Raw genomic sequence first — 24,634 nt, 5'->3', positions numbered from 1 at the left:
GTAAATTTTGAGCGCGATCATAATGTTATCAGCGCACGTTCAACGAATACTAGAAGTTTGTCACAGGTGTTATGGCTAAACTCGAGATACTGGAATTTCCCGATCCGCGCCTGCGTGAGATCGCTAAACCCGTCGCTGAAGTGACCGACGCCCACCGCCAATTGCTCGACGACATGTTTGAAACCATGTACGCCGCGCCCGGTATCGGCCTCGCCGCTATCCAAGTCAATGCGCAGGAGCGCATTGTGGTAGTGGATATATCCGAAGACGGCAATGAACCTTACGGGTTTATCAATCCCGAAATCGAAGTGCTGGACCCGGAGATCCATCAGTACGACGAGGGCTGCTTGTCAGTGCCCGGTTTCTACGAAACGGTGGAGCGCCCGCGCAAAGTGCGTGTAAAGGCCCTGGACCGCAATGGCGAACCTTTTGCCCTGGAGGCCGAGGGATTGCTGGCGGTCTGTATCCAACATGAAGTCGATCATTTGGATGGTAAGCTCTTCGTGGATTATATCTCCCCGCTGAAGCGCAACCGCATCCGCTCTAAGCTGGAAAAGTCCCAGCGCCGCCGCGCCTGATCTGCGCCAGCCGCAGGAGCCTGGAGCTGCCGCCTTACGGCAGCTCTCCCACCCCCATTACCTGAGAGCAAGTCAGTGAATATTATTTTTGCCGGCACACCGGACTTTGCCGCCGTGCACCTGCAAGCGCTGCTCGACAGCGAGCACAATGTCATTGCCGTTTACACCCAACCGGACAGGCCGGCTGGGCGCGGTAAGAAATTGCTCGCCAGCCCGGTGAAACAGCTGGCACTCTCCCACAATATCCCGGTGTACCAACCCCTGAGCCTGCGCGACGAGACGGCCCAGGCGGAGCTCACTGCCCTTGGAGCGGATATTATGGTGGTGGTGGCCTACGGCCTGATACTGCCGCAGGTGGTGCTGGATACCCCGCGTCTGGGCTGTATCAATGTGCACGCCTCTTTGTTGCCGCGCTGGCGCGGTGCCGCACCGATCCAACGCGCGGTGGAAGCGGGTGACAATGAAAGTGGTGTCGCCATTATGCAAATGGAGGCGGGCCTGGATACCGGCCCAGTTTTGGTGGAAAGCCGCTGCGCGATTACTGAGTCCGATACCGGTGGCAGTTTGCACGACAAGCTGGCGGAACTCGGCGGCCCATCCCTCCTCCAGGCCTTGGCTCTACTGGAAAGTGGCAGTGCCAAACCTCAGGTACAAGACGATACCCAGGCTAACTACGCCAACAAAATTACCAAGGAAGAGGCGCAGATCGACTGGCAGCGCCCCGCTGCTGAACTACATCGATTGATACGCGCTTTTAACCCCTTCCCGGTGTGCTGGAGCACTTATCGGGACAAGAAAGGCGAGCAGCGCCTGCGTATCTATAGCGCCGCCATCGAACAGGGCTGTCACAGTGATCAGCCCGGTACCATTCTCTCCAGTGACGACGAAGGTATTTTAGTGGCCTGCGGCCGCGAGGCCCTGCGCCTCCAATTAATACAGCTACCGGGTAAAAAAGCGCTTCCCGCAGCAGAAATTTTGAAAGGCTACCGGGAGCAGTTCGCCCCGGGTACCAAACTGGGATAATTATGAGCAGAGATGTACGCGCCGAGGCCGCCCGAGTTATCGCCTCACTGCTGGAAGAACGTGGCTCGTTGGCAAGACTTCTGCCTGCCGCCGAGGACAAAGTCGAGGAGCGCGATCGCCCCCTGTTGCGGGAGCTCTGTTACGGCAGTGCCCGCACGGCACCGCGCCTGCAATTGATCGCCGCCAAGTTACTGCGTAAAAAAGTCTCGGATATTGAGGTCAATGCACTGATCCTGCTGGGCATCTACCAGCTCGAGTACACTCGCATCCCCGATCACGCCGCCATATCTGCAACCGTCAATGCCGCGCGCAGCCTCGGTCTGGACAGAGCGACCGGGCTGATCAACGGGGTGCTGCGCAACGCCCTGCGCAACAGTGAGCAGCTTCAGCGCAAGCTGTCCGGCAATCCACAGTTCAGCTCTATGCACCCGGCCTGGTTACAGCAGCAGATTAAAGCCGCCTGGCCTGAGAAGGCGTCAGACATCTTCCGCGCCAACAATGCCAACCCACCCATGACCTTGCGGGTAAATACTGCCAAGATCTCGCGCGAGGACTATTTACAACAGCTCGATGAAACCGGCCTCTCCGCCGAGCCCTGTACTATTTCCCCGGTCGGTATCACCCTGGTTGAGCCGGTTTCAGTCACAGTGCTACCGGGCTTTGCCGAGGGCTTGGTCAGTGTTCAGGATGAGTCCGCACAATTAGCGGCGCTGCTGTTACAGCCGCAGGAAAATGCCCGGGTGTTGGACGCGTGTGCGGCACCTGGAGGCAAGAGTTGCCACTTATTGGAGCAGGAATCCAGCATTCAGTTGAGCGCGTTGGATATTGAGGAGGACCGCCTGGTGCGGGTCGAGGAAAACCTCGAGCGCAACGGGCAGAGTGCCGAGCTTATCTGTGCCGATGCCACGTCTCCGAATGAGTGGTGGGACGGGCAGCAATACGACCAGATACTACTGGACGCACCCTGTTCGGCAACCGGGGTAATTCGCCGTAACCCGGATATCAAACTATTGCGCCGGGAAGCAGACATTGCCGAGTTAGTGGCTTTGCAGGGCAAGATCCTGCGCGCTCTGTGGCCCCTGGTTAAACCGGGTGGGCAGTTGCTTTACGCCACCTGTTCCAGCCTACCGACGGAAAACAGCGAAGTCGTCGCAGCGTTCATTGCGGAGACAGAGGATGCGAGCGACAATACCCCTGAACTGCTAAACGATAAGCCCTGGGGCGAGAAACAAGTTGCCGGTATGCAGCTTCTACCCCAAACCGGCGGCGGTGACGGTTTCTACTACGCTCTGCTGAGCAAAGCTGAATAACGACGTCGCTAGTCGCGAGTCTCATCCGATATGAAAATTGTCATTCTCGGCGCCGGCCAGGTGGGCGGCTCTCTTGCGGAGGCCCTGGCCTCCGAGCGCAATGATATTGTCCTGGTGGACAGCGACGAGAAAACCCTGCGCGAACTGCGCGACCGCATCGATATCGGCGTGGTACTGGGCCACGCCTCTCACCCGGATATTCTGATGGAAGCCGGGATTGAAGATGCGGATATCCTGGTTGCAGTCACCAATAACGATGAGACCAATATGGCGGCCTGCCAGATTGCGCACTCTCTGTTTCGCGTACCCACCAAAATCGCCCGGGTACGAGCCTCCTCCTATCTGCAATACCCGGAATTATTCGATACCCAGGCCATCCCTATCGATGTACTGATCAGCCCGGAGCAACTGGTTTCAGAGTATATCTCCCGCCTGATGGAACATCCCGGTGCCTTGCAGGTGTTGGATTTTGCCGGCGGTCGCGTACAGCTGGTAACGGTTTTAGCCGTTCAGGGCGGGCCTCTTGTTGGGCACCAACTGCGCTATTTGCGCGAGCATATGCCCAAGGTAGATACCCGGGTTGCAGCGATTTATCGCCGCAACCGGCCAATTATTCCCCAGGGTGATACGGTGATTGAAGCCGGCGATGAAGTGTTCTTTATTGCCGCGCGAGCAGATATTCGCGCGGTAATGAGCGAACTGCGTCGATTGGAACACGGTTATAAACGAGTGGTGATCGCCGGCGGCGGCAATATTGGTTTGCGCTTGGCCACCCGGCTGGAGAATCGCTATTCGGTAAAAATTATTGAGCAGAGCCACGAGCGCTGTGTATTTTTATCCGAGGAACTGTCTCACACCATTATCCTGCACGGGAGCGCCTCCGATCAGGAGTTGCTGCTGGAAGAGAGCATCGAAGATACCGATGTTTTTCTTGCCCTGACCAATGACGACGAGGCTAATATCATGTCGTCACTATTGGCCAAGCGTCTGGGCGCACGCAAAGTGATGACGCTGATCAATAACCGCGCTTATGTGGACCTGGTACAGGGCGGTGAAATCGATATTGCCATCTCACCGCAGCAAAATACGATCGGCAGCCTGCTCACCCATGTGCGCCGAGGAGATATGGTCAACGTCCACTCCCTGCGTCGAGGTGCAGCTGAAGCCATTGAGGTTATCGCCCACGGTGACGAGCGCACATCCAAGGTGGTGGGGCGCAAGATCGAAGATATCGACTTACCCGAGGGCGCCTCGATTGGCGCCATAGTACGGGAAACGGAAAATGGCAGCGAAGTTTTGATGGCACACGATGATGTCATTGTGCAAAGCGATGACCACGTGATTGTCTTCCTTATCGACCGCCGCCAGACCCGCCATGTAGAACAGCTGTTCCAAGTTGGTTTTGGCTTTTTCTGAGCAAATAATATTTTCGTTTTCCGGCGATAACGGTCTCCGCCGTCCAGATAACATTGCAACAAATAACGATAGGCTGATAGGCGCCAATGCGAATTGCGGTAATTGCGCGAGTTTTTGGAATTCTCTTGACGGTGTTCAGCCTGACTCTGCTGCCGCCGATTGGCGTATCCCTGTGGTATGAAGATGGTACTCACAGCGCATTTGTCGCAGCCTTTGTCATCACTCTGATCACCGGCCTGTTTATGTGGCTGCCAGTGCACGATTTGCGCGAAGACCTGCGCACCCGGGACGGATTCGTGGTGACATCTTTGTTCTGGCTGGTACTGGGCAGCTTCGGTGCCCTGCCCTTTATTATCAGCCCTCAGCCCGACTTGAGTATCACCGACTCTATTTTTGAATCCATCTCAGGGCTAACAACCACCGGCGCCACGGTGATTACCGGGTTGGACTCACTGCCTCCGGCCATTCTCTACTACCGCCAGCAGTTGCAGTGGTTTGGCGGTATCGGTGTAATTGTTATCGCCCTGGCCATCCTGCCGATGCTGGGTATCGGTGGTATGCAGCTGTATAAGGCAGAAATTCCCGGCCCGGTAAAAGATACCAAATTGACTCCGCGTATTGCCGAGACAGCACGGGCACTAATTGTTATTTATGTGATTCTTACAATCCTCTGCGGCATCGGCTACTGGTGGGCCGGCATGACGGTATTCGACGCCGTTGGCCATGCGTTTTCCACCGTGGCCAATGGAGGCTTCTCCACCCACGATGCCAGTATGGGTTTCTACGCCCACAACCGCGCGATCATGATTATTTGTATCGTGTTTATGTTTACTGCTGCCATTAACTTCGGTCTGCATTTCTTCGCATTTCGCAACAGGACCCTCAGCCACTATTGGCGCGACTCAGAATTCCGCTTCTACGTTATGTTGATTCTCGGTGCCGGCCTGTTGATCAGCTGTTACCTGTGGATATTGAATATCTTCTCCCCCGGCAACAGCCTGCTACACGGTTTCTTCCAGGTGGTCTCGATCAGCACCACTGCCGGCTTCGCCTCGGAAAATTTCTCAGCCTGGCCAGTATTCTTACCCTACGTTCTCTTGCTGTTGGGTATTCTCGGTGCCTGCGCCGGCTCCACCTCGGGGGGCATTAAGGCAGTGCGCGGTATGCTGATTATGAAGTCCGGTATGCGCGAGCTGAATCGCTTGGTACATCCCAATGCGGTTATCCCTATCAAGATCAACCGCAAAATTGTCCCCGATCGAGTTACCGACGCTGTGTGGGGCTTCTTTGCGGTCTATGTTTCATCCTTTTTTATCCTCGCCATTATCGTCATCGCCACCGGTGAGGACTTTGTCACCTCCGTTACTACAGTAGCCTCCTGTCTGAGTAATATCGGACCCGCCCTCGGCGAAGCCGCTGCCCACTATGGTGCGGTTAACGAAGTCGCCAAATGGTTTCTTATCCTGGCGATGCTGATGGGACGCCTGGAAATATTTACCCTGCTAGTACTACTTACCCCGGCTTTTTGGCGTCATTAATAACACCAGCACTTTCAAGAGCTACTTTTTTAAAGTGGATCGAAAGACTTCAGGAAGAAGTGGAGAACTTAGGGAGCCTCTGAATAGCGCCGTGATACCTCTGCATGCCCCGAGGGGCGGGCCTTGAAGGCCACAGCTGCTGCGTTGCAGCTCTTGCAAAGGGCTACGGCCATTCGCGGCGAGCTGCGCCTAACATCTGCAGCCTTCAAGACCCGCAGAGGCATTACGGAGTTATCCAGAGGCTCCTTAACTATGTTGGTCACCTTTACCGTATAGAGCGAAAACCTGAGGACTACATCACAGATGAATGCTATCAACTTCGACAGGCAGATAGATTAGAAATTTAAAAATTTTTGTGCAGTTGTCGCCATGAAGCTCTGCCGAACAGCAGCCTTAGCACTGTATTGTCCTATCTTTATAAGAACAAGTAGAAACTGTACATCTATATCGAAGATGATCGCTATCGATCTAAAAACTTGCAGCCAAAAATTCCATATGCCCATTTATGCTCGGCAGAAAACTAACTCATTGATCCAATTCCAAAAGGCGCCTCGACCAAGGCCACCCTAAACAGGCTCAGCGGAATAATGAAAGCCTTACAACTACTACCACCGTAAATTATTTAGTGATCTCGCAAAGGTCAAGCCTCTCAAAGAGAGCGAGGCACCACTCCCTTGGAACATAGCGCTCGAAAACTAAAAGGGGCTATTACAAGCTCCTTGAAACGGCTAGGCCAGTTTTATTAATCACTTAGTCATCGTCATCCTCTGGAGGGAGACCCACTCCGGGTGGATCACACAGTACGTCACTATCATTAATAATAATATCGATCGCACAGTCGCCCCATCCTGCGGATGCAGAACTGGAAAATATTGACAGAAGGAAAACAGCAACGCTTATTTTTAATAAATTCATACTTAAACCCTTTTACTTTATTTCAATTAATTTGACTTTATGCTTAAATATTATCCTACAACTACTTAAGAATAATTATATATAAATAAAATTGTTGCCCTCCATAGATTTATTATTAGTACCAAAGTGCATCAACACTTTGGATAATTTTGGCCCCTGCAGCTTACAACTCCATAAGTCGAGCATTGGCAACTCTGGGGAGACTTAGCCCTAAGAGCTCAAAGTTTTTGAGTTTTAAAACCGTCCGAAATATTGACCTTTAGGAGGCCTCTGGAGATCTATAGGCCTCAGACCTCACACCTTGGCTCGACAGTATGAGCAGGATCATACAAGTAGGGGCAAAAAAGCCCTGTCTCCGGGTCAAATATAGTTCCTAAAGAGAATGGTTCCAACACAGTTGCGTATGCAGAACTAGCGAAGATTGGCACTATAAAAATGGTAGCGGTTATTTTGATCAGGTTCATATTTATAATTATTTTAATTTTTAATTCTTTTGATAAGTTAATGTTATGCTCTTCTGAAAATAAATTTATGTCAACAGAAAATATCTTTTTATTAAAATAATTACAGGTACCAAAGTACATAATCACTACAAAGAATATAGCCATATTTGTAAAACAAAGACCCACTTTCTTTCCATAAATTTATTTCTCATAGTACTCAATCACCCCAGCCTGCACTTCCCCAAACCGCTTTATGCTTATATAAATCAAAAATTTTTATTTAACTGTTTACATATGATCGGCGGCTATATTTTCTGCTATGTAACCTAGTCGATATAAACTTCCACCAACTCGTAATAAGCCCCTAAAGAACTATGTAGATTATTTCATACATTCCAGTGACGAAAACTGCTGGATAACCGTAAGCGCCCCCTGTGGCAGAATAGATGTCGGGATTGGCGTCCCAACCAGTTCCGGATACTGATTTCAGGATTGGCCTATACGCTTCTGGACTATGTACGGCGCTGTGGGCTCAAGGGTACAGATGCTGCGCATTGGCAGGTACGGAGGTTACGGGAGAAGTTATTGAAAATAGCCTCTGTTGTTACCCGCAACACACGCCGAATTAAATTGCTTGCCAGCAGTACTACACCCTAGGCGACACAGGAATTATTTTAGTTGGCGTCCCGTCGTTTGTACCTAGCTTTGAAATAAGTGAGGTGGCGCTGTCCTCGGCACAGGCAAAGTATGGAGGTAAGGGGAGTTGTATCTGCCGTTTAGGTTAATGAGCTAAAACAGGCTCAATCCAGCCAATTTAATGCGCTCAATTGGATGGACAGGATTTTTCGTATAACCATGATGCTTCGTGAGAAATACAGGCTAGGTGGGGCTTGTTGAACGCTTACGGATAACCTTAGTATTAAACTCACAGAAAACATAGTACTTTAGTGTTATTTTGAGTGCCGACTTCCCTTTTTAATGCGTGGCAATATTTTTTAATTTCTGCCACAGTTGCTGTTTACAGGAAGTAACTAATAAAAACAGGCTGTATGAGCAGAGATACTAGTGCGCTGCTCGGTCAACTCAAAATTGATCGGGAAACAGCGCCCGAACCCAGTTCCCCATCGCGCAAAGTTATATTGGCGGCATCTGTCGGCCTAGTTACTGGCATAGTTATAGGCCTTGCCGGCGCTTCTCTATTTGCAGAAGACAGTACACCAGTGCTCCCCCAAAGTAGCGAACCTCAAGCCAAGACTCTCAGCTTGATTCCCAGGGAGGAAAAATTTCACGAGACCATTCTCAATGCTTCCGGCTATATCACACCGAGGCGCATGGCTACGGTCTCTGCTGAAGTAATGGGCCTGATCAGTAGTGTGGACGTCGAAGAGGGAATGCAGGTCGAGGAGGGGCAGGTTCTGGCCCGCTTGGATGATGCCAAAGCGCGGGTCGCGCTGGATTTTGCCCAGGCACAAATTCAAGTGCTTCAAGCCAAGGAAGCGAGTATTCACGCGAAGTTAAAAGAGGCTGAGCGCCAATATCGGCGTTTTGCCGGACTTCGAGACAAAAATTATTCCAGCAAAGCGCAGCTCACCCAAAGTGAATCCTCGGTAGAGGGGTTACGGGCAGACTTAAAAAGTGCCCGTGCCAATATTCAAGTCGCCATTCTTGAAGCTGAGAGGCAGCGAGAACGCCTGGCAGATCATATTATCCGCGCGCCTTTTGCCGGCGTAGTCACGACAAAAAATGCACAACCTGGCGAGATAGTTGCCCCCAGCTCTGCCGGCGGAGGTTTTACCCGCACTGGAATCTGTACCATCGTGGATATGAATTCACTCGAAATCGAAGTGGATGTGAACGAGGCCTTTATCGGCCGAGTCGCCAAGGGACAGAAAGTTAACGCCAACCTGGATGCCTACCCGAACTGGGACATTCCAGCTACCGTTATCGCCATCATTCCAACGGCCGATCGAGCCAAGGCGACTGTTCGAGTGCGAATCGCTATCGACGACAAAGATGCCCGAATCCTGCCGGATATGGGCGTTAAGGTGGGCTTCCTCGCAGGCGAGGCCGCAGCTCCCTAGCAAACACCAATAAAAACACAACAGTATTTATAAGAGGGAATTTGAGATGTCAGAGGAAGTGTTGTTTCAGCTGAAGGATGTCAGCAAAAGTTTTACCAAGGGCAATGAGACCATTTCCATTTTTGAATCCCTGAACATGGAAATTGATCGCGGTGATTTCGTTGCCATTATGGGGCCTTCGGGCTCCGGTAAAACAACGCTGTTAAATATGTTGGGCGGCGTCGATCAACCCAGCGGTGGAGAGATATGGTTTGACAGCGAGCGCATTGACTCCCTCAATGAAGGCGCCCTAACCCGCTGGCGAGCGAGAAATATTGGTTTCATTTTCCAATTTTACAATTTAATGCCGATGCTCAATGCCCAGCGCAATGTAGAGCTGCCGCTACTGCTGACAAATCTCTCCAAATCACAACGCCGCCACAATGTGGAAACCGCACTGGCCCTGGTGGGATTAAGTGATCGGGCAAAACATATGCCCAGTGAAATGTCCGGCGGGCAACAACAGCGTGTTGCCATCGCTCGCGCGATCGTTTCCGATCCAAAACTGATTCTGTGTGATGAGCCCACTGGTGACCTGGATCGGGCCACAGCAGATGAAATACTGGAAATGCTGCAATTGTTAAACCGCGATCACGGCAAAACCATCGTGATGGTTACCCATGATCCCGCGGCTGCAAGATACGCCAAGCGCACCCTGCATCTGGATAAAGGACAATTTGTGCAGAGGGAAATAGTGGCATGAGTGATTTTTATTTGGTTTTTAAAAATATGACAAGGAAGCCCTTGCGGCTATTCCTTACTTGCTTTGCTATTTTTATCGCCTTCTTGATTTTCGGTGCGGTTACCAGCCTCAAGTCCGCATTAAATTCCAGCGTGGAATTATCCGCCGATAATCGTCTGGTGGTATTCAATAGAATTAACTTTACCCAGTCACTACCCATTGCCTATGTGCAAAAGGTTGCAGCCGTCGAGGGAGTGAAACATGTAACTCATCTCAACTGGTTTGGCGGTTATTTTCAGGAACCCAGCCGGCAGGTCGTTTCAATGGCTGTAGATCCAGAATCCTATTTAAAAGTCTATGAAGAAATTGTTATTCCCGAGGAACAAAAGCAGGCTTGGTTTAACAATCGGCAAGGGGCCTTGATTGGGGAAAAACTCGCGCAGATTTACGGCTGGAAAGTGGGCGATAGGATTCCTTTATCCTCCAATATTTTTTCACACAAAAATGGTGGCTACACCTGGGAATTTGTGGTTTCCGGGATTTTTAAAGGGGATACGGAACAGTACGATACACGCCAATTATTGTTTCATTATAAATATTTTATGGAGACACAGACTTTCGGTGGCGACTGGATTGGCTGGATGGCACTAACAACCGATGATCCCGCTATCAATGAAAGCGTCGCAAAAACTATCGATGACAATTTTGCCAACTCGCAGAATGAAACCGATACCAGTACCGAGAAAGCCTTTAATAAAGCCTTTATTGAACAAATCGGAAATATTGGCTTAATTATTTTTTCTGTGGTGTTTACTGCCTTTTTCACCATATTGGTAGTGGTTGGCAACACTATGGCACTGGCTATTCGCGAGCGCACCGGGGAGATCGCCGTATTAAAAACCTTGGGTTTTTCCAGCACTCGTATTTTCCGAATGGTGCTGTCGGAGTCCCTGTTAATTGCCTTTGTCGGCGGCCTTTCCGGCCTGGCCGCAGCCTGGCTGCTGGTCGAAGGGGTAAAAACCTTCCTTGCCCGCTTTCTGCCCAACTTGATTTTGGATGGGGATATCGCCCTACAAGCCATTCTATTTATGTTGCTGTTGGGTCTGATTACCGGGCTGATGCCAGCCTTTCAGGCTCTGCGACTTAACATAGTAACTGCATTTAACCGACAACAATAAATTGGTGCCCCACTGAAACCACGCAATGGTTTTCACTGGGGAAGCCTTAAAGGAGAAGAAATTATGGGTTCTCTTATTGCACAAATTGTTTCGGTAACCCTGATGAATCTGGGCAGCCTGCGTCGGCGCCTGTGGATGTCACTGGCCATGGTATTTGCCTCGGCAGTTGTCGTCGCAATCCTGCTGGCGTTTCTCGCTATGGCCAAGGGATTTGAGGCAACCATGAGTGGGGCCGGCTCCAGCCAGATCGCTATCCTGATGCGAGAGGGGTCTGCCAGTGAAATCAACTCTGTAATCCTGCAGGACCAGGTCAACCTGATTGCGGAATCGGCCGGTGTTGCCAGGGATACGAACGGCCCGCTGGTATCACCGGAGCTCTACGTTATTGTCGATGGCCTGAAGAAATCCACCGGCACCGAAGCCAATATCCCCTTGCGCGGTCTCAATGAAACCGGCATGGCCATGCGCAATAACATGCGTATGGTGGAGGGGCGTATGTTTGCTCCCGGCACTAACGAAATGATTGTTGGTGAAGGGGTATTGCGTGAATTTAATAGTTTCGAAATCGGTAAAGAAGTGCGCTTTGGCAAAAACCTGTGGACAGTTGTTGGGGTCTTTTCCACAGGGGGTAATATATTTGAGAGCGAGCTGTGGGCAGATATCAAAATTATCCAAAGTCACTACAACCGGGGTAACAGCTACCAGTCAATCCGTTTGCAATTGGAGAATAACGGCGATCTCAAGCCCATTCAGGAAACCATCAAACGCGAGCCCCGCCTGAACCTGGAAGCGCAAACCGAACAGGAGTACTTCGCCAGCCAGGGTAAACAACTGCAATATATCGCTACTTTTGGCTGGATTATCAGCTCTGTGATGGCGCTAGGCGCACTGGCCGGGGCGCTCAACACCATGTATACCTCGGTAGCGGACCGGGCTCGTGAAATCGCTACTTTGCGCGCGTTGGGATTCAGTAACTTCTCCGCATTCTGCGGCACTATTGCTGAGGCTATGGTTTTAGCCGTTGCCGGTGGGCTTTTGGGTTCCCTGGCTGCTTACCTGTTCTTCGACGGTCTCAACACCTCAACTCTGGGAGGCAGTTTTACCCAGGTGGTGTTTAGTTTTGAGATGTCCCCAGACCTGTTTGTGCAGGGCGCCGTATTGGCGCTGGTGATCGGTTTTATCAGCGGCTTCTTCCCAGCCTGGCGCGCGGCACGCATGCCGGTTGTGGTCGCTTTCCGGCACGCGACTTAAATAATTTTATGTGGGGGCTTCTATGAAGAGCCCCTACTTTTTCTTGCGGTAAATTTTACTCTTGCCTTCCGGCTGTTTCCTGAAGCGCTTGTATTCCCACTGATACTGCTCTGGTGCCTGGGCAATACAGGCCTCCACTCCCCGATTCATCGCCGCCAGGGAAACTTTCTGCTCATCGCTATAAATGGCCTTTTCCGCAGGAACAAATACCAGCTCAAAACCACCTTCAACGCGCTTGCCGAAACCAAACACCACATGGCAGTTGGTGCGCTGAATCAAGTTGTGGGCGAGGGTCATCGTCAACGCGGGACGGCCAAAGAAAGGGGCAAAATCCCCCCCCATATCCGGCTCCTGGTCCGGTAACACCATGGTCACATGGCCCGCTTTCAGATATTTGAGCAGGGAGCGAACACCGTGAATATTGGTCGGTACCATGGTCGCATTGGTTTTCTCCCGGCCACCTCGAATCACAGGATCCAAAGCCTCAATTTTGGGAGGCTGGTACAACGCCATAGACGGCCCCATAGCAGCCAGGTACATGCCAAAAATTTCCCAGTTGCCCGTATGCGGCATCAATACCAAGGTACCGCGACCATCTTCTTTTCCTTGAAACAACAACTTCTCGTTGCGGACGTTCACAATAGTCTTCTTGTTCGTGTCCCAGGAGTGATGCCAAATATTGGCCATCTCAAAACCGTTGATTGCAGTATTCACCACACTTGCACGCGCAAGCTTCTCACGCTGTCTCGGATCCATGGCTGGGTAGCACTGAGCCAGGTTAATCCTGCTCAGGCGTAGCCCTTCCGACCGGGTCCACACGGCAACCCTGCCAACGAATCGCCCCAAACGCCGCGACCAAGATAGTGGGAGTTTACCGATTAATTGCAGTGCCCCGACAGCAAGGCGCCCTTTCATATCCACTAAGTTACTTCCTATACAAAGAGCCGCATCTTAACGGCAATATTGCCAAAGTATGGCCAATGAGCTTTTTCATGCGGCTATAGCGCTTTAAGCACAGCAGCCGCTGCCGCTATAATTGCGTCCCTTTGCCCACAGCAGATACTGATCCGGAGATAGCGGTGTCCAAGCAATACGATCTCAGTACCTTTCAGGGACTCATTTTTGCCCTGCAGGATTATTGGGCGCGCCAAGGGTGCGTCATTCTACAGCCTCTGGATATGGAAGTGGGCGCCGGCACCTTTCATCCAGCGACCTTCCTCCGTGCCATAGGCCCGGAAAACTGGAATGCGGCCTATGTACAGCCCTGCCGCCGCCCTACCGATGGCCGCTACGGCGAGAACCCCAACCGCCTTCAGCACTACTACCAATACCAGGTAGTAATGAAACCATCCCCGGACAATATCCAGGAATTGTACCTCGATAGCCTTCGCGCCATGGGCGTAGATCCCGCTGTCCACGATATTCGCTTTGTTGAGGACAACTGGGAATCCCCAACCCTGGGCGCCTGGGGCCTCGGCTGGGAAGTTTGGCTGAATGGTATGGAAGTTACCCAGTTCACCTACTTCCAGCAGGTTGGCGGCCTCGAGTGCTACCCAGTTACCGGCGAGATCACCTACGGTCTTGAACGTATCGCCATGTATCTGCAAGGTGTCGAGTCTATCTACGATTTAGTGTGGACCCGCAACCCGGATGGCAGCCCCGTCACCTACGGCGACGTTTTCCATCAGAACGAAGTGGAAATGTCCCACTACAACTTTGAACACGCCGATGTGGAGTTCCTGTTCGCGACCTTCGATCACTGCGAGCGCGAGAGCACACGCCTGATTGAGCTGGGCCTGCCGCTCCCCGCTTACGAGCAAGTTATGAAGGCCTCCCACGCCTTCAACCTTCTGGATGCGCGCCACGCCATCTCAGTGACTGAGCGCCAGCGCTATATCCTGCGCGTACGAACCCTGGCCCGCGCCGTGGCACAGGCTTACTACGATGCGCGCCGCGCCTTAGGCTTCCCCATGGCAGATGAAGCACTGCGGGCAGATATTTTGGCGGAAGACATCGAGCAAGAGGAGAAGCAGTAATGGCTCAGGATTTTCTGGTAGAGCTGGGCACCGAAGAGCTGCCGCCCAAGGCGTTACACAAATTAATGAGCGCTTTCGCCGATGGTATTACCCAGGGCCTCAAAGGCGCCGAGTTGTCTTTTGGCGAAGTTAAAGCCTACGCAGCCCCCCGTCGCCTGGCGGTAGCGGTATTCGGTTTGGCAGATAAGCAGCAAGACAAACAAATTGAAAAGCTGGGCCCGGCTGTCAAAGCCGCTTTCGATAATGAGGGTAAGCCCAGTAAAGCCGCTGAGGGGTTCGCCCGCAGCAACGGCGTAACTGTTGAAGAGCTGGGACGCAAAGAGACCGACAAAGGCGAGCGCTTGGCCTTTATCAACGAGCAAAAAGGCGCTGAAACCGAATCCCTGTTAGCGGGCATTGTCGAGAAGGCATTGGCGCAACTTCCAATTCCCAAGCGTATGCGCTGGGGTGCGCGCCGCGAGGAGTTCGTGCGCCCGGTGCACTGGCTCGTCATGCTGTTTGGCAACAAGGTAGTCAACGGTGAAGTACTCGGCTTAAAAGCCGGTAACACCAGCCGTGGTCATCGCTTCCACTGCAATCGCGAGCTGGAGATCCACTCCGCCCACGACTATGCACAGGTTTTGCGCGAACCCGGCTACGTAATGGCTGACTTTGCCGAGCGCCGCGAAGCCATTCGCGCCCAGGTGATTGCCGAAGCCAACAACGTCAATGGTGAAGCGGTCATCGATGATGATCTGCTCGACGAAGTGACTGCATTGGTGGAGTGGCCTGTTGCCCTCACCGGCCGCTTCGAAGAGCGCTTCCTGGAAGTACCCGCTGAAGCCCTGATCTCCTCCATGAAGGAGCACCAGAAATATTTCCATGTAGTAGATGAAGATGGCCAGTTGCTGCCTTTCTTTATCACCGTGTCCAATATCGAGAGCCAGGATGCCGCCCAGGTTATCCACGGCAATGAGCGCGTAATCCGTCCGCGCCTGGCGGATGCCGCCTTCTTCTTTGAGACAGACAAGAAGACCAGCCTGGAATCACGACGCGAGAAACTGCGCCAAATCGTATTCCAGCAGCACCTGGGTAGCGTCTACGACAAGACTGAACGGGTAGCTGCCTTGGCCCGCACCATCGCTGAGAAAACCGGAAGCAACGGCGACTGGGCCGAGCGCGCCGGCCGCCTGTGCAAGTCAGACCTGGTTACCGAGATGGTGTTCGAGTTTGCCGATATGCAGGGCATCGCCGGCTACTACTACGCCGAAAATGACGGCGAGCCGTTGGATGTGGCCAAGGCCATGTACGAGCAGTATATGCCCAAGTTTGCCGGTGACGAGCTGCCCGCCAGCGACACCGGCACTGTAATTGCCCTGGCAGATCGCCTGGATACTTTGGTAGGCATCTTCGGCATAGGCCAACCCCCCAGCGGCTCTCGCGACCCCTTCGCCCTGCGCCGCGCCAGTCTGGGTATCATCCGCATCCTCGTAGAAAAGCGTCTCGACCTGGACCTGCGCGAGTTGCTGGAATTGGCCCGCGACAACTACCCGCGCACCGCCCTGGGTGAATATGACAAGGTGGTGGAACAGACTCTGCAATATGTACTGGAGCGCTTCCGCGCCCGCTACGAAGACCAGGGTATCGCCACCGAAGTATTTATGTCCGTTGCCGCACGCAAACTGTCCCGCCCGCTGGATATCGACAACCGCGTGCACGCGGTCAACGCGTTTAGCCAGCTACCGGAGTCCGGTGCTTTGGCCGCCGCCAACAAACGCGTTTCCAATATCCTCGCGAAGTTAGACAGTGCTGTACCCAGCAGTGTCGATGAGGCTTTGTTGCAGGAGGAGGCGGAAAAGGCTCTGTTCGCCGCAGTACAGGTTGCCCGCACAGAAGTCGAGCCTCTGTATAGCGATGCGCTCTTCGCCGAGGGTCTCGCAGGCCTTGCAGGCCTGCGTGAAACCGTAGACAGCTTCTTCGACCACGTGATGGTAATGAGTGACGACGAGCAACTGCGCAACAACCGCCTGGCCCTATTGGCCCAGCTGCGCGCACTGTTCCTCGAAGTTGCCGATATTTCCCTGCTGGTTCCTGCCAAGTAATGACTTGCAGAGGCGGGGCATTAAGCCCCCGCCTCGCAAATCAGGGAGATACGAATATGGCAATTATCATTCTCGGCCGCGACGGGGTGATCAACGAAAACCCCGATAAATTCGTCAAATCCGCCGACGAATGGCAGCCCCTGCCCGGCAGTATTGAAGCGCTGGCAGCGCTCAGTCAGGCTGGCCATCAACTAGTGATAGCCACCAATCAGAGCGGCCTGGCGCTGGGCCAATTTGACCTGGATGACCTGGAAGAAATGCACGCTAAAATGCGTGCTCAGGTGGAAGATGCCGGTGGCGAAATCGCCGCTATTTTCTACTGTCCCCACGGCCCTGAAGATAATTGCCGCTGCCGCAAACCCCTGGCGGGTCTGCTGGATGCCATCGAGGCTGAATTTGATACCAGCCTGCACGACTGTTATTTGGTCGGAGACAAGCTGGCAGATCTTTATCTGGCGTTGGAGAAGGGGTGTAAACCCGTTCTGGTAAAAACCGGTGCAGGTGATCAGACGTTACAGCACCTAATCGAGCAGCCCGACCCCCGCCTGGCTAATACTTCAGTATTTGTTGATCTTTCACATTTTTCTCAGTTTTTAATATCCCCCTAAACCGCTCCCTCTCTCTTTTCGCTAGATGATTCGAGCGTCCAATATCTAACCTGGCGCACTATTTTTGCGATCAGTTGTTCACCCAGGCGCCAACTTATTGAGCTGTATGGCGCATTCCTTTAAAAGCAACTAGCGGGAGGGCGAGCCCATTGTTGTACCAGCGATTCGTGCCAAGCCAGGGATGGGTGTGGCTTGAATGACGCTCTGAACATTCCTGTCGGGGAAAAGGAGTAATGCCCCCAGCGACGAGCTCTTTTAAGCCTTTTGTTGCCGCCTGCACAAAACAATAAAAGGGATACTCCAATGAAAAGACAATTTCTTACTGCCCTGACAGCCGGTATGTTGTTATCCAACAGCCTATTTGCTGAGTTAGCCACAAGTAAGTTTGCCCCCAGCCAGGAAAAACCAAAAAAAGTTTATATTGTTCAATTAGACAGTGAGCCTCTGTCTTCCTACAGCGGTACCATCCCCGGTTTGTCGGCCACCAAGCCATCCAACCGTGGCAAACTCGATCCCCAAAGCAGCAGCTACCGACACTATTCCAATTTCCTTCGGTCGCGGCGGGAACAAGTTCTATCCACCGTTCCCAGCGCACGCACTGTTCATGAATACGACACCGCTTTTAATGGCTTCGCGGCGGTAATGAGCGAAAAAGAAGCGGCTGCTCTGCGCGGTCGCGCCGACGTTAAAGGTGTTTGGGAGGATGAATTACTAAAGCCCCATACCGACTCCACCGCGGATTTCCTCGGCATCACAGATATGCCCAGCCCATGGCTCTGGGGGATTACTGGTGAGGATATAGTGGTGGGCATTATCGACTCGGGAATCCATCCAGAGCACCAGAGTGTCGCCGATATCGCCACCCCGTTACAGGGCAACCTGGGACCCAATGTCCCCTACGGCTCTATTCCCAATTCCTTTACAGGCAACGGCTGTGAATTCGGCAACAGCGACCACAACCCCGGCGACGCCGCATTTACCTGTAATAACAAGCTGATTAAAGCCAAGTCTTTTTCCGATGCCTTCCTGACCAACAACGAATTGGCAGATTACGAATTCCTGTCAGCCAGGGATGCAGACGGGCACGGTACCCACACCGCGACCACTGCCGCCGGTAACTATGGCGTTATTACCTCGGATGGAAAAACCCTTACCGGAATGGCGCCACGAGCCCGCATCGCGGTATATAAAGTCTGCTGGGATGCTCCAGATCCCGACGATAGTGGTTGCTCGTCCGCCGACTCCATGGCGGCCATTGATGAAGCCGTGGCCGATGGTGTGGATGTTATTAATTTCTCGATAGGTGGCGCCAGCACCACCTTTAGTGGTGCCGATGACCTCGCATTTTTATTTGCCGCCGATGCCGGCGTTTTTGTCTCCACATCTGCCGGTAACAACGGACCCGGACCCGAGACCACGGGCACTCCTTCGGGAGTACCTTGGATAACCGCAGTCGGCGCCTCAGAGGATGACCAGAGTTTCGGTTTAGCCCTACAAGTATCCTCACCAGTGTCGGTTTCCGGCACTTACGAAGGACGTGAGGGTAACGGCACAGTAAGTCTGGAAGAGGTTGGAGCAGTCTCTGCTGAGGTTGTTCTCAGCGAGCCGTTAGAAGCTTGTAGCGAAGTCACTAACAGCGAGTCTTTGGAAGGCAGTATTGCTCTGGTAAGACGTGGGGGTTGCTCCTTTACCGATAAATATAATAATGCTGCCGATGCCGGAGCCTTGGCTATCGTTGTTTACAACGATGGTACTGCAGACGATCGCATTAACCCGATTACCATGACAGCCCCTGATACCCGCATCCCCGGAATGATGATCTCGTACTACGAGGGCGAAACTCTCGCAGCCAGCAGCGAAGTTTCTGGAGTTATAGATCCGTCTCAATTAATCCCCAGGGAAGACCGCGTCGCAAACTTTTCATCTCGCGGTGAGAATGGTGGAGCTCCGGATATTATCAAGCCGGATATCAGTGCCCCGGGGGTTGGTATTATCGCGGGAATTTCTCCGGTTTTAAGCGGGGGAGAACTGTTTGGGGGCCGGAGTGGCACTTCTATGGCGAGCCCGCATGTGGCCGGTGTGATGGCCCTGTTAAAGCAGGCCAATCCGCACTGGAGCCCGGCAATGGCGAAGTCCGCACTAATGACGACTGCGCGCAACGACCTGCGCAAGTCCTACGGACTAGCGGATGCGACACCATTTGATATGGGCGCCGGTGCCATAGTGCCCCATGACGCTTTTAAACCGGGACTGGTTTACGATGCGGACTTCAACGATTACCTCGCCTTTCTTTGCGGCGCTGAGTTCCAGCCCGAGATGGTCGATAGCACAACCTGTAATGCGTTGACGTCCCTGGGTTATTCCATCGACTCCAGTGACCTGAACCTCGCTTCTATGGGGGTCGCTGACTTAATCGGCAGCCAGACCATTAAGCGCCGAGTCACCAGTGTCGCCCCCGGCCAGCGTTGGTATTGGGCATCCATCAACGCGCCACTCGGTATCGATGTAGATATCAACCCGAAAGTGCTACGCCTCAGGGAGGGAGAGAGTGCTGAGTTTGAGGTGACCTTCACCGCCACAGAGTCCGCCGAAATGAATACTTGGGTCTTTGGTGACCTCACTTGGCAATCCGTAGGCTCCCAGATCAGTGTGCGCAGTCCAATTGCTATTCGACCCGTTCCTCTAGCTGCACCACAGCAATTAACTGGCAGCGGCACCGATGGCAACCTCGATCTCAATGTGGGGTTCGGCTACAACGGTGATTTCCGGGTGAATGTCACTGGCCTGGCGGAGGGTGAGGCCACTACAACCACTGTCGAAGATGGCGATGTTCAAGTAATTTTCTTTGATATCCCTGAGGGAACGGAGCTTGCGCATATCGCTATGTATGATGCTGATGTGGGCGACGGTAGCGGAAGTGACGACCTGGACCTGGAAGTTTATGGCCCAGCGCCAAACTATCCCGAAGTCGGTACCAGCGGCAGCGCCACTTCCGCAGAGTCAGTTTCCCTGGCTAACCCCTCTCCCGGCCAATATGCAGCCGTTGTTGTCGATTATGCGACATCCGCCGGCCCGACCAATTTCAGCTTATTCAACTTTAATCTGAACGGGGACAATGGAAATACCGTAGTGGATGCGCCGGCTCAAGCACAGATTGGCAGAACCGGGGTAGTTTCGTTGGAATGGATGAATATTACTCCCAACACCCGCCATCTTGGTATTTTGACTCATGGTGACGGAGAAAAAGATTTTTCCGAAACCCAGGTCATGATTAATACTCAATAGGTTACATACTCATTCATTGAGTTAGCGGACCTACCTTTTTGCACCCCGGCCAAATTGGCAAATTTGGCCGGGTTCAGTTTTATCTCATAAACCTCTATTTACATTCCCCAAAATCTGACTTTGCTGCTCTAAAATTAAAAGTGCCTAGCTATTTTCATTATTGAGAGTTTTATACCCTTCCCATTGAAATGGAACATTGTATTCCGCAATTGTCAGAGCAATCAGTTGTGCAAATATATTTTCAGCATTATCACTATTACTGATTAGTAACAGTCCCATTCCCGTATCAGGGTAAATAATTGAATAATGCTGAAATCCATCACCATGGCCCTCTTTAAATGCGGCCCAACCATATTCAGTATTAAATAGCCCCCATCCCAATCCGTAGCTCAACTGAATAGAATCATAAGCACTTGTAATTTCTCTGGCTCCGGGACCAAATTGTGTTTTGGTTCGAATTCGAATCTGTGGAGAGAACATCTCCGTCAAAGATTGATCACTTAGACCTTGTCTTGATAAAACATGCTTCAGAAAATTAGTATAATCCCTTGTAGAAGTCTCCAATGTACTAGGTGCTCTTGGCATATTATCTTTATCTCTGGGGTAGGCACTGCCGTCACTGCGATGCCCTAGTGCGTAATTGCTCTCAAAACTCGTCTGCCATTGATAACTTGAATCTTTCATTCCATAGGGATTGAATACATATTTTTTGGCTAACACTTCCAGAGTTTGCCCGGTAATTTTTTCTATTACAGCTTGAAGCAGTACCATGCCCTCACCAGAGTAACTGTAGTTTTTACCAGGTTCAGAATGCAATCTTAACTTATCATTCACTTCTAACCATCGCCAGTTCGGTAGACCAGTAGTGTGCGAAAGGCTCATACGAGCAGTTATATCCCTATAGCGAGGATCATAACGGAGATCACTAAAATCTTGGTGCCAATATTTCCCAGGGCTTCTCCATAAGGGTTCGTCAAGATAGCTTTGTAAAGTTTTATCTAGATCTAAAATATTTTCATCTACTAGTTTCATTACTAATACAGAAAATACAGCTTTACTCAGGGAGGCACCATAAACTTCTGTATCTATGCCAAGGGGTATCTTTCTTTTTAAATCAGAGTAACCAAAAGCCTTTGAGAATACAGGTTTTTCCTTGTTAAAAATGGTTATGGTCAAACCAGAAACATTATATTTATTAATGAGATAAGAAACTTCATTACATAAGTCTTTACCGGTAAGAGTTGTCCCATCCACTCTATAGATCTGATTATTTCTACATTCATCTTGGGCTACAGCAGGAAAGGCAAGAAAAACAACCATGAAAATAATCCAGTTTTTCATATTTTTCCAAAAATGTTATTTTAACTTAGTGAATCAGAGCTATGACGAACTGAGATACACTAATGGATGCAAAACTATTATTTTCCTGTTGGAATTTTTTACCATCTAACCAAAGTCAACCGAAATTTATTCGATTATTTATATGCAATTGAGTTTATTCTGCTGATGAATAAAAGCGCGCGCTATGTCTATGGATACTCGACCAAAGTCCCAAAAAGTTTTTGTCTTCCGATTGATATTCACAGCAACAGAAAGCTGATACTCCGGTAATATCATTAACCAACTCTGACTGCCACGACTCACTCCGCCGTGATTGGCCACTCTCGCCAATCCTACCTCAGGGATTTCTACTTGAGTCACTCGCCAACCCAAAGCATAGTTTTGTTCATTCACTTCACCGCTGACCACTTTTTGTGGCGTCCAAAAAATCTCACGGACTTCAGGGGATAAATATTCAGCTTTCAGGAACTGAGCACCCAGTCTCACCAAGTCACTGGGTGTGGAAATAAAGCCTCCCCCCGGCAGGCGATGGCTTAAATCCACTGGACGCCATTCCCGCAGGCGAAGGGCACTGCCAGACAAGCCATTACTTTTGTAGAAGCGAGCAATATTACGTTCTATATCACCATTCAGTGGCGATACTTCTGTGCTGTTCATTCCGCTAAGCGTAAATACCTCATCATGCATCACTTCCAGATAAGGTTTGTCCTCAGCACCAGCCAAAACGGTACCCGGTTCGAAAAGTAATTCACTAGCATCAAAAATTCTCAGAGCCCGATACATATCCTCTTAGTGAATATCCAGTGCCAGAGTTTGATACAAACCAAGCCAATCAGAGTTCTCTTTATAATGTGGCAAGCCAGACATATGGGAAGCCAATTGGCGCGGGGTCATTGATGCCCATTCGGGGTTTGGTAAGGGTTCCAGATAATTTGAGATAGGTTTATCCAGATCAATAGCCCCCCTCTGTACCAAACGCGCCAATGCAGTTCCTGTTAAAGCCTTAGAGGTGCTACCAATACGAAAGCGTGTCTCTGTAGAAACAGGTACTTGCTCCTCTAAATCAGCCCAGCCGGCAGCCCCAGCCCAAACTACTGCACCACAAGCAGATACTGCCGCAGAAATTGCCGGAGCACCGATTTTCTCACGATGATTTTCAATTGCTTTAAGCGATTGCCCTGCGGCAAGCTGCAATCCAATATCGGAAAGTTCTTGCGTGGACGGCGCTTTTGTAGGTAGAGCCTGCCACCCCAATGGACTTAACGGCACTGCATTTAGTGACCAGGCATAGAATTGATAAACTGGCCACAACATATAAGTAAAACCACACAGAAGTGTGGCCACGCTCATCAATATGAGCTTACGTCTCATACCCCCTCCGAATTAAGCTTTAGGTCTGTTGCCCGATTTAGAAGCAAGCTTGACACAATTAAAAGTGTCGCAGGGGACACATTTACGACCAATTCCGACACGATTTTAGGTCGGCCCTAGGTCTCAAATTTTATTCTATTCCCATGTTTCCTAAGCGGTGAACAATATCGAAATTTATTTTTAGATTTTTCCATAAAGAAGTATTTCATTGGCAAACTAATAAACTCTAGCGCCATTAGGGTATTCATAGGTTTACCTCCAACTCAGTAAATTTTCTCTAAAGTTGAAAACTGACCTTCAATAAACAATTATTAAAAATTCCGTTTGGGAGAGATTTAAAGAATCATTTACTTTTTAACTAGGCTAAATATAAATCTCCCAAATTAAATATTTACAATTGTCTGCAAGTAATTAATAACTATATTTTTAGTGAAAACGCTTTCGATATTCACTCGGCAAAATACCCTTGTGCTTTTTAAAGGCTCTTCTCAATTGCTCTTGGGATTGAAACCCACAGAGTTTTGCCACTTTATCCTGTGACTGATTTTGTTCGGAAAATAATTGGCAAGCTCGTTCCACTCTTATTTGCTCTAGAAAACGAGCAGGCGTTACACCAAGCTCTCGCACAAAGCTTCGGGCAAAATTCCGTGGGCTCATAGCCGCTTCCTGAGCCAGCCTCTCCACTGTTATAGGTTTCTTAATATTCTGGTACATCCATTCAATCAAAGTTGCAAAACGATCGCTGTTTATCTGATTTTCCAGTCGCACACTAAATTGCTGCTGTCCCCCATCTCTCTTTAAGTAGAGAACAAGAATTCGAGCCAGGTTGAGTGCCAAGCCCCTCCCATGGTCCTCCTCAATCATCGATAGAGCCAAATCAATTCCAGCAGTAATTCCGGCCGACGTATAAACATTACCGTCGCGGACAAAGATGGCATCCGGATCCACTTCTACCTGGGAGAATCCCTGCAACTCAGGAACATCCGCCCAATGCGTCGTAGCACGCCGCCCATTGAGAATGCCTGCGTTGGCGAGCATCAAGGCCCCACTACAGATTGAACCAATACGAGCAACCTTTTTCTGCTGCTCAGCCAGCCACTCCAGAACAGAACTATTGGCACAAGCTCGCTGACAGGAGTCCGGTGGCATGCCGCTCACTAACAGGGTATGAATCCCCTCAGCTTCATGAAACGGGAGGTCTATAAAAACCTTAACCCCTGTCGAAGTCGTAACCGGACCAGACTCAAGTCCCACCAACTGAATATCATAGAAATCCTGGTTGGAACGCCCTTGTTTGCGCAACTGATCATTTGCCAAGGCAAAAACCTCTAGGGGACCTGTGATATCCAGGCTAGTTGCACCCGGGCAGACCACCATGGCGACTTTCCTAGCTCCATTTTGTGTTTGTTGGTGCTTATTCATCTCGGCAGTTTTCCACAACGGCTGGGGATAAGAATG

18 protein-coding genes and 1 pseudogene are annotated in these 24,634 nt (G+C 51.0%); 15 read left to right on the top strand and 4 right to left on the bottom strand.

Features of this window, described 5'->3' with window-relative positions; genetic code table 11:
• The first annotated feature begins 71 nt into the window (after positions 1–71).
• The 11 genes from def (at position 72) to ACJJI4_RS20810 (ending at position 12,454) form a co-directional block, all read left to right on the top strand.
• Positions 72–578, top strand: coding sequence for a peptide deformylase (gene def, locus ACJJI4_RS20860; RefSeq protein ID WP_444895582.1), 507 nt, complete (start codon positions 72–74; stop codon positions 576–578).
• A gap of 75 nt (positions 579–653) precedes the next feature.
• On the top strand, positions 654–1,601 hold the full coding sequence (gene fmt, locus ACJJI4_RS20855; protein ID WP_444926335.1) for a methionyl-tRNA formyltransferase: 948 nt from the start codon (positions 654–656) through the stop codon (positions 1,599–1,601).
• A gap of 2 nt (positions 1,602–1,603) precedes the next feature.
• Positions 1,604–2,911 carry a 16S rRNA (cytosine(967)-C(5))-methyltransferase RsmB gene (rsmB, locus tag ACJJI4_RS20850; protein ID WP_444915103.1) on the top strand — a complete coding sequence of 436 codons (1,308 nt, stop codon included), beginning with the start codon at positions 1,604–1,606 and terminating at the stop codon, positions 2,909–2,911.
• Between the two features lie 30 nt (positions 2,912–2,941).
• Entirely contained in the window at positions 2,942–4,327 is a 1,386-nt protein-coding gene (gene trkA / locus ACJJI4_RS20845) for a Trk system potassium transporter TrkA (RefSeq protein ID WP_282930545.1), read from the top strand.
• 86 nt (positions 4,328–4,413) lie between these two features.
• Positions 4,414–5,865, top strand: coding sequence for a TrkH family potassium uptake protein (locus ACJJI4_RS20840; protein ID WP_282930546.1), 1,452 nt, complete (start codon positions 4,414–4,416; stop codon positions 5,863–5,865).
• A 123-nt stretch (positions 5,866–5,988) separates the two neighbouring features.
• Complete coding sequence (locus ACJJI4_RS20835) at positions 5,989–6,141, top strand: hypothetical protein (protein ID WP_444926334.1); 153 nt, start codon at positions 5,989–5,991, stop codon at positions 6,139–6,141.
• Positions 6,142–7,631: 1,490 nt separating this feature from the next.
• Positions 7,632–7,880 (top strand): transposase, encoded by a 249-nt coding sequence (locus ACJJI4_RS20830; RefSeq protein ID WP_444928254.1) that lies wholly within the window; start codon positions 7,632–7,634, stop codon positions 7,878–7,880.
• A gap of 392 nt (positions 7,881–8,272) precedes the next feature.
• Positions 8,273–9,304, top strand: coding sequence for an efflux RND transporter periplasmic adaptor subunit (locus ACJJI4_RS20825; protein WP_108731210.1), 1,032 nt, complete (start codon positions 8,273–8,275; stop codon positions 9,302–9,304).
• 46 nt (positions 9,305–9,350) lie between these two features.
• Complete coding sequence (locus ACJJI4_RS20820) at positions 9,351–10,046, top strand: ABC transporter ATP-binding protein (RefSeq protein ID WP_444926333.1); 696 nt, start codon at positions 9,351–9,353, stop codon at positions 10,044–10,046.
• On the top strand, positions 10,043–11,203 hold the full coding sequence (locus ACJJI4_RS20815; protein WP_444926332.1) for an ABC transporter permease: 1,161 nt from the start codon (positions 10,043–10,045) through the stop codon (positions 11,201–11,203). The genes ACJJI4_RS20820 and ACJJI4_RS20815 overlap by 4 nt, the downstream gene beginning before the upstream one ends.
• A 63-nt stretch (positions 11,204–11,266) precedes the next feature.
• Positions 11,267–12,454, top strand: a complete 1,188-nt coding sequence (locus ACJJI4_RS20810; RefSeq protein ID WP_444926331.1) for an ABC transporter permease — start codon at positions 11,267–11,269, stop codon at positions 12,452–12,454.
• A 33-nt stretch (positions 12,455–12,487) separates the two neighbouring features.
• Here ACJJI4_RS20810 and ACJJI4_RS20805 read toward each other — a convergent pair whose 3' ends face one another.
• Positions 12,488–13,369 carry a lysophospholipid acyltransferase family protein gene (locus tag ACJJI4_RS20805; protein WP_444926330.1) on the bottom strand — a complete coding sequence of 294 codons (882 nt, stop codon included), beginning with the start codon at positions 13,367–13,369 and terminating at the stop codon, positions 12,488–12,490.
• Positions 13,370–13,533: 164 nt separating this feature from the next.
• On the opposite strand from ACJJI4_RS20805, the gene glyQ reads away from it, so the two are divergent.
• The 4 genes from glyQ (at position 13,534) to ACJJI4_RS20785 (ending at position 20,464) form a co-directional block, all read left to right on the top strand.
• The gene (glyQ, locus tag ACJJI4_RS20800; protein WP_282930551.1) at positions 13,534–14,490 is read left to right on the top strand and encodes a glycine--tRNA ligase subunit alpha; all 957 of its coding nucleotides are present in this window, start codon (positions 13,534–13,536) and stop codon (positions 14,488–14,490) included.
• Positions 14,490–16,571 carry a glycine--tRNA ligase subunit beta gene (gene glyS / locus ACJJI4_RS20795; RefSeq protein WP_444926329.1) on the top strand — a complete coding sequence of 694 codons (2,082 nt, stop codon included), beginning with the start codon at positions 14,490–14,492 and terminating at the stop codon, positions 16,569–16,571. Before glyQ ends, glyS begins: the two co-directional genes overlap by 1 nt.
• A gap of 56 nt (positions 16,572–16,627) precedes the next feature.
• On the top strand, positions 16,628–17,179 hold the full coding sequence (gene gmhB, locus ACJJI4_RS20790; RefSeq protein WP_444926328.1) for a D-glycero-beta-D-manno-heptose 1,7-bisphosphate 7-phosphatase: 552 nt from the start codon (positions 16,628–16,630) through the stop codon (positions 17,177–17,179).
• 303 nt (positions 17,180–17,482) lie between these two features.
• Positions 17,483–20,464 (top strand): S8 family serine peptidase, encoded by a 2,982-nt coding sequence (locus ACJJI4_RS20785; protein WP_444926327.1) that lies wholly within the window; start codon positions 17,483–17,485, stop codon positions 20,462–20,464.
• Positions 20,465–20,608: 144 nt separating this feature from the next.
• On the opposite strand, the gene ACJJI4_RS20780 is transcribed toward ACJJI4_RS20785, so the two are convergent.
• The 3 genes and pseudogenes from ACJJI4_RS20780 to ACJJI4_RS20770 all read right to left on the bottom strand — a co-directional run bounded on the left by ACJJI4_RS20780 (position 20,609) and on the right by ACJJI4_RS20770 (position 24,598).
• The gene (locus ACJJI4_RS20780; protein WP_444926326.1) at positions 20,609–21,805 is read right to left on the bottom strand and encodes a serine hydrolase domain-containing protein; all 1,197 of its coding nucleotides are present in this window, start codon (positions 21,803–21,805) and stop codon (positions 20,609–20,611) included.
• A 138-nt stretch (positions 21,806–21,943) separates the two neighbouring features.
• Positions 21,944–23,119, bottom strand: a pseudogene (locus ACJJI4_RS20775) (serine hydrolase domain-containing protein).
• 483 nt (positions 23,120–23,602) lie between these two features.
• Positions 23,603–24,598: a GlxA family transcriptional regulator gene (locus tag ACJJI4_RS20770; protein ID WP_444926325.1), complete on the bottom strand. Its 996-nt coding sequence runs from the start codon at positions 24,596–24,598 to the stop codon at positions 23,603–23,605.
• Positions 24,599–24,634 lie beyond the last annotated feature (36 nt).

The organism is Microbulbifer maximicatervae (SeqCode) (assembly GCF_052467305.1).
Note: the sequence above shows the minus strand (reverse complement) of the source record. Positions and strands in the feature narration are given on the sequence as shown.

Excerpts from the sequence above, each read along its gene's own strand:
- def (WP_444895582.1), top strand. The coding sequence starts at position 72 with ATGGCTAAACTCGAGATACTGGAATTTCCCGATCCGCGCCTGCGTGAG.
- rsmB (WP_444915103.1), top strand. The coding sequence starts at position 1,604 with ATGAGCAGAGATGTACGCGCCGAGGCCGCCCGAGTTATCGCCTCACTG.
- trkA (WP_282930545.1), top strand. The coding sequence starts at position 2,942 with ATGAAAATTGTCATTCTCGGCGCCGGCCAGGTGGGCGGCTCTCTTGCG.
- ACJJI4_RS20840 (WP_282930546.1), top strand. The coding sequence starts at position 4,414 with ATGCGAATTGCGGTAATTGCGCGAGTTTTTGGAATTCTCTTGACGGTG.
- ACJJI4_RS20825 (WP_108731210.1), top strand. The coding sequence starts at position 8,273 with ATGAGCAGAGATACTAGTGCGCTGCTCGGTCAACTCAAAATTGATCGG.
- ACJJI4_RS20820 (WP_444926333.1), top strand. The coding sequence starts at position 9,351 with ATGTCAGAGGAAGTGTTGTTTCAGCTGAAGGATGTCAGCAAAAGTTTT.
- ACJJI4_RS20815 (WP_444926332.1), top strand. The coding sequence starts at position 10,043 with ATGAGTGATTTTTATTTGGTTTTTAAAAATATGACAAGGAAGCCCTTG.
- ACJJI4_RS20810 (WP_444926331.1), top strand. The coding sequence starts at position 11,267 with ATGGGTTCTCTTATTGCACAAATTGTTTCGGTAACCCTGATGAATCTG.
- ACJJI4_RS20805 (WP_444926330.1), bottom strand. The coding sequence starts at position 13,369 with ATGAAAGGGCGCCTTGCTGTCGGGGCACTGCAATTAATCGGTAAACTC.
- glyS (WP_444926329.1), top strand. The coding sequence starts at position 14,490 with ATGGCTCAGGATTTTCTGGTAGAGCTGGGCACCGAAGAGCTGCCGCCC.
- gmhB (WP_444926328.1), top strand. The coding sequence starts at position 16,628 with ATGGCAATTATCATTCTCGGCCGCGACGGGGTGATCAACGAAAACCCC.
- ACJJI4_RS20785 (WP_444926327.1), top strand. The coding sequence starts at position 17,483 with ATGAAAAGACAATTTCTTACTGCCCTGACAGCCGGTATGTTGTTATCC.
- ACJJI4_RS20780 (WP_444926326.1), bottom strand. The coding sequence starts at position 21,805 with ATGAAAAACTGGATTATTTTCATGGTTGTTTTTCTTGCCTTTCCTGCT.
- ACJJI4_RS20770 (WP_444926325.1), bottom strand. The coding sequence starts at position 24,598 with ATGAATAAGCACCAACAAACACAAAATGGAGCTAGGAAAGTCGCCATG.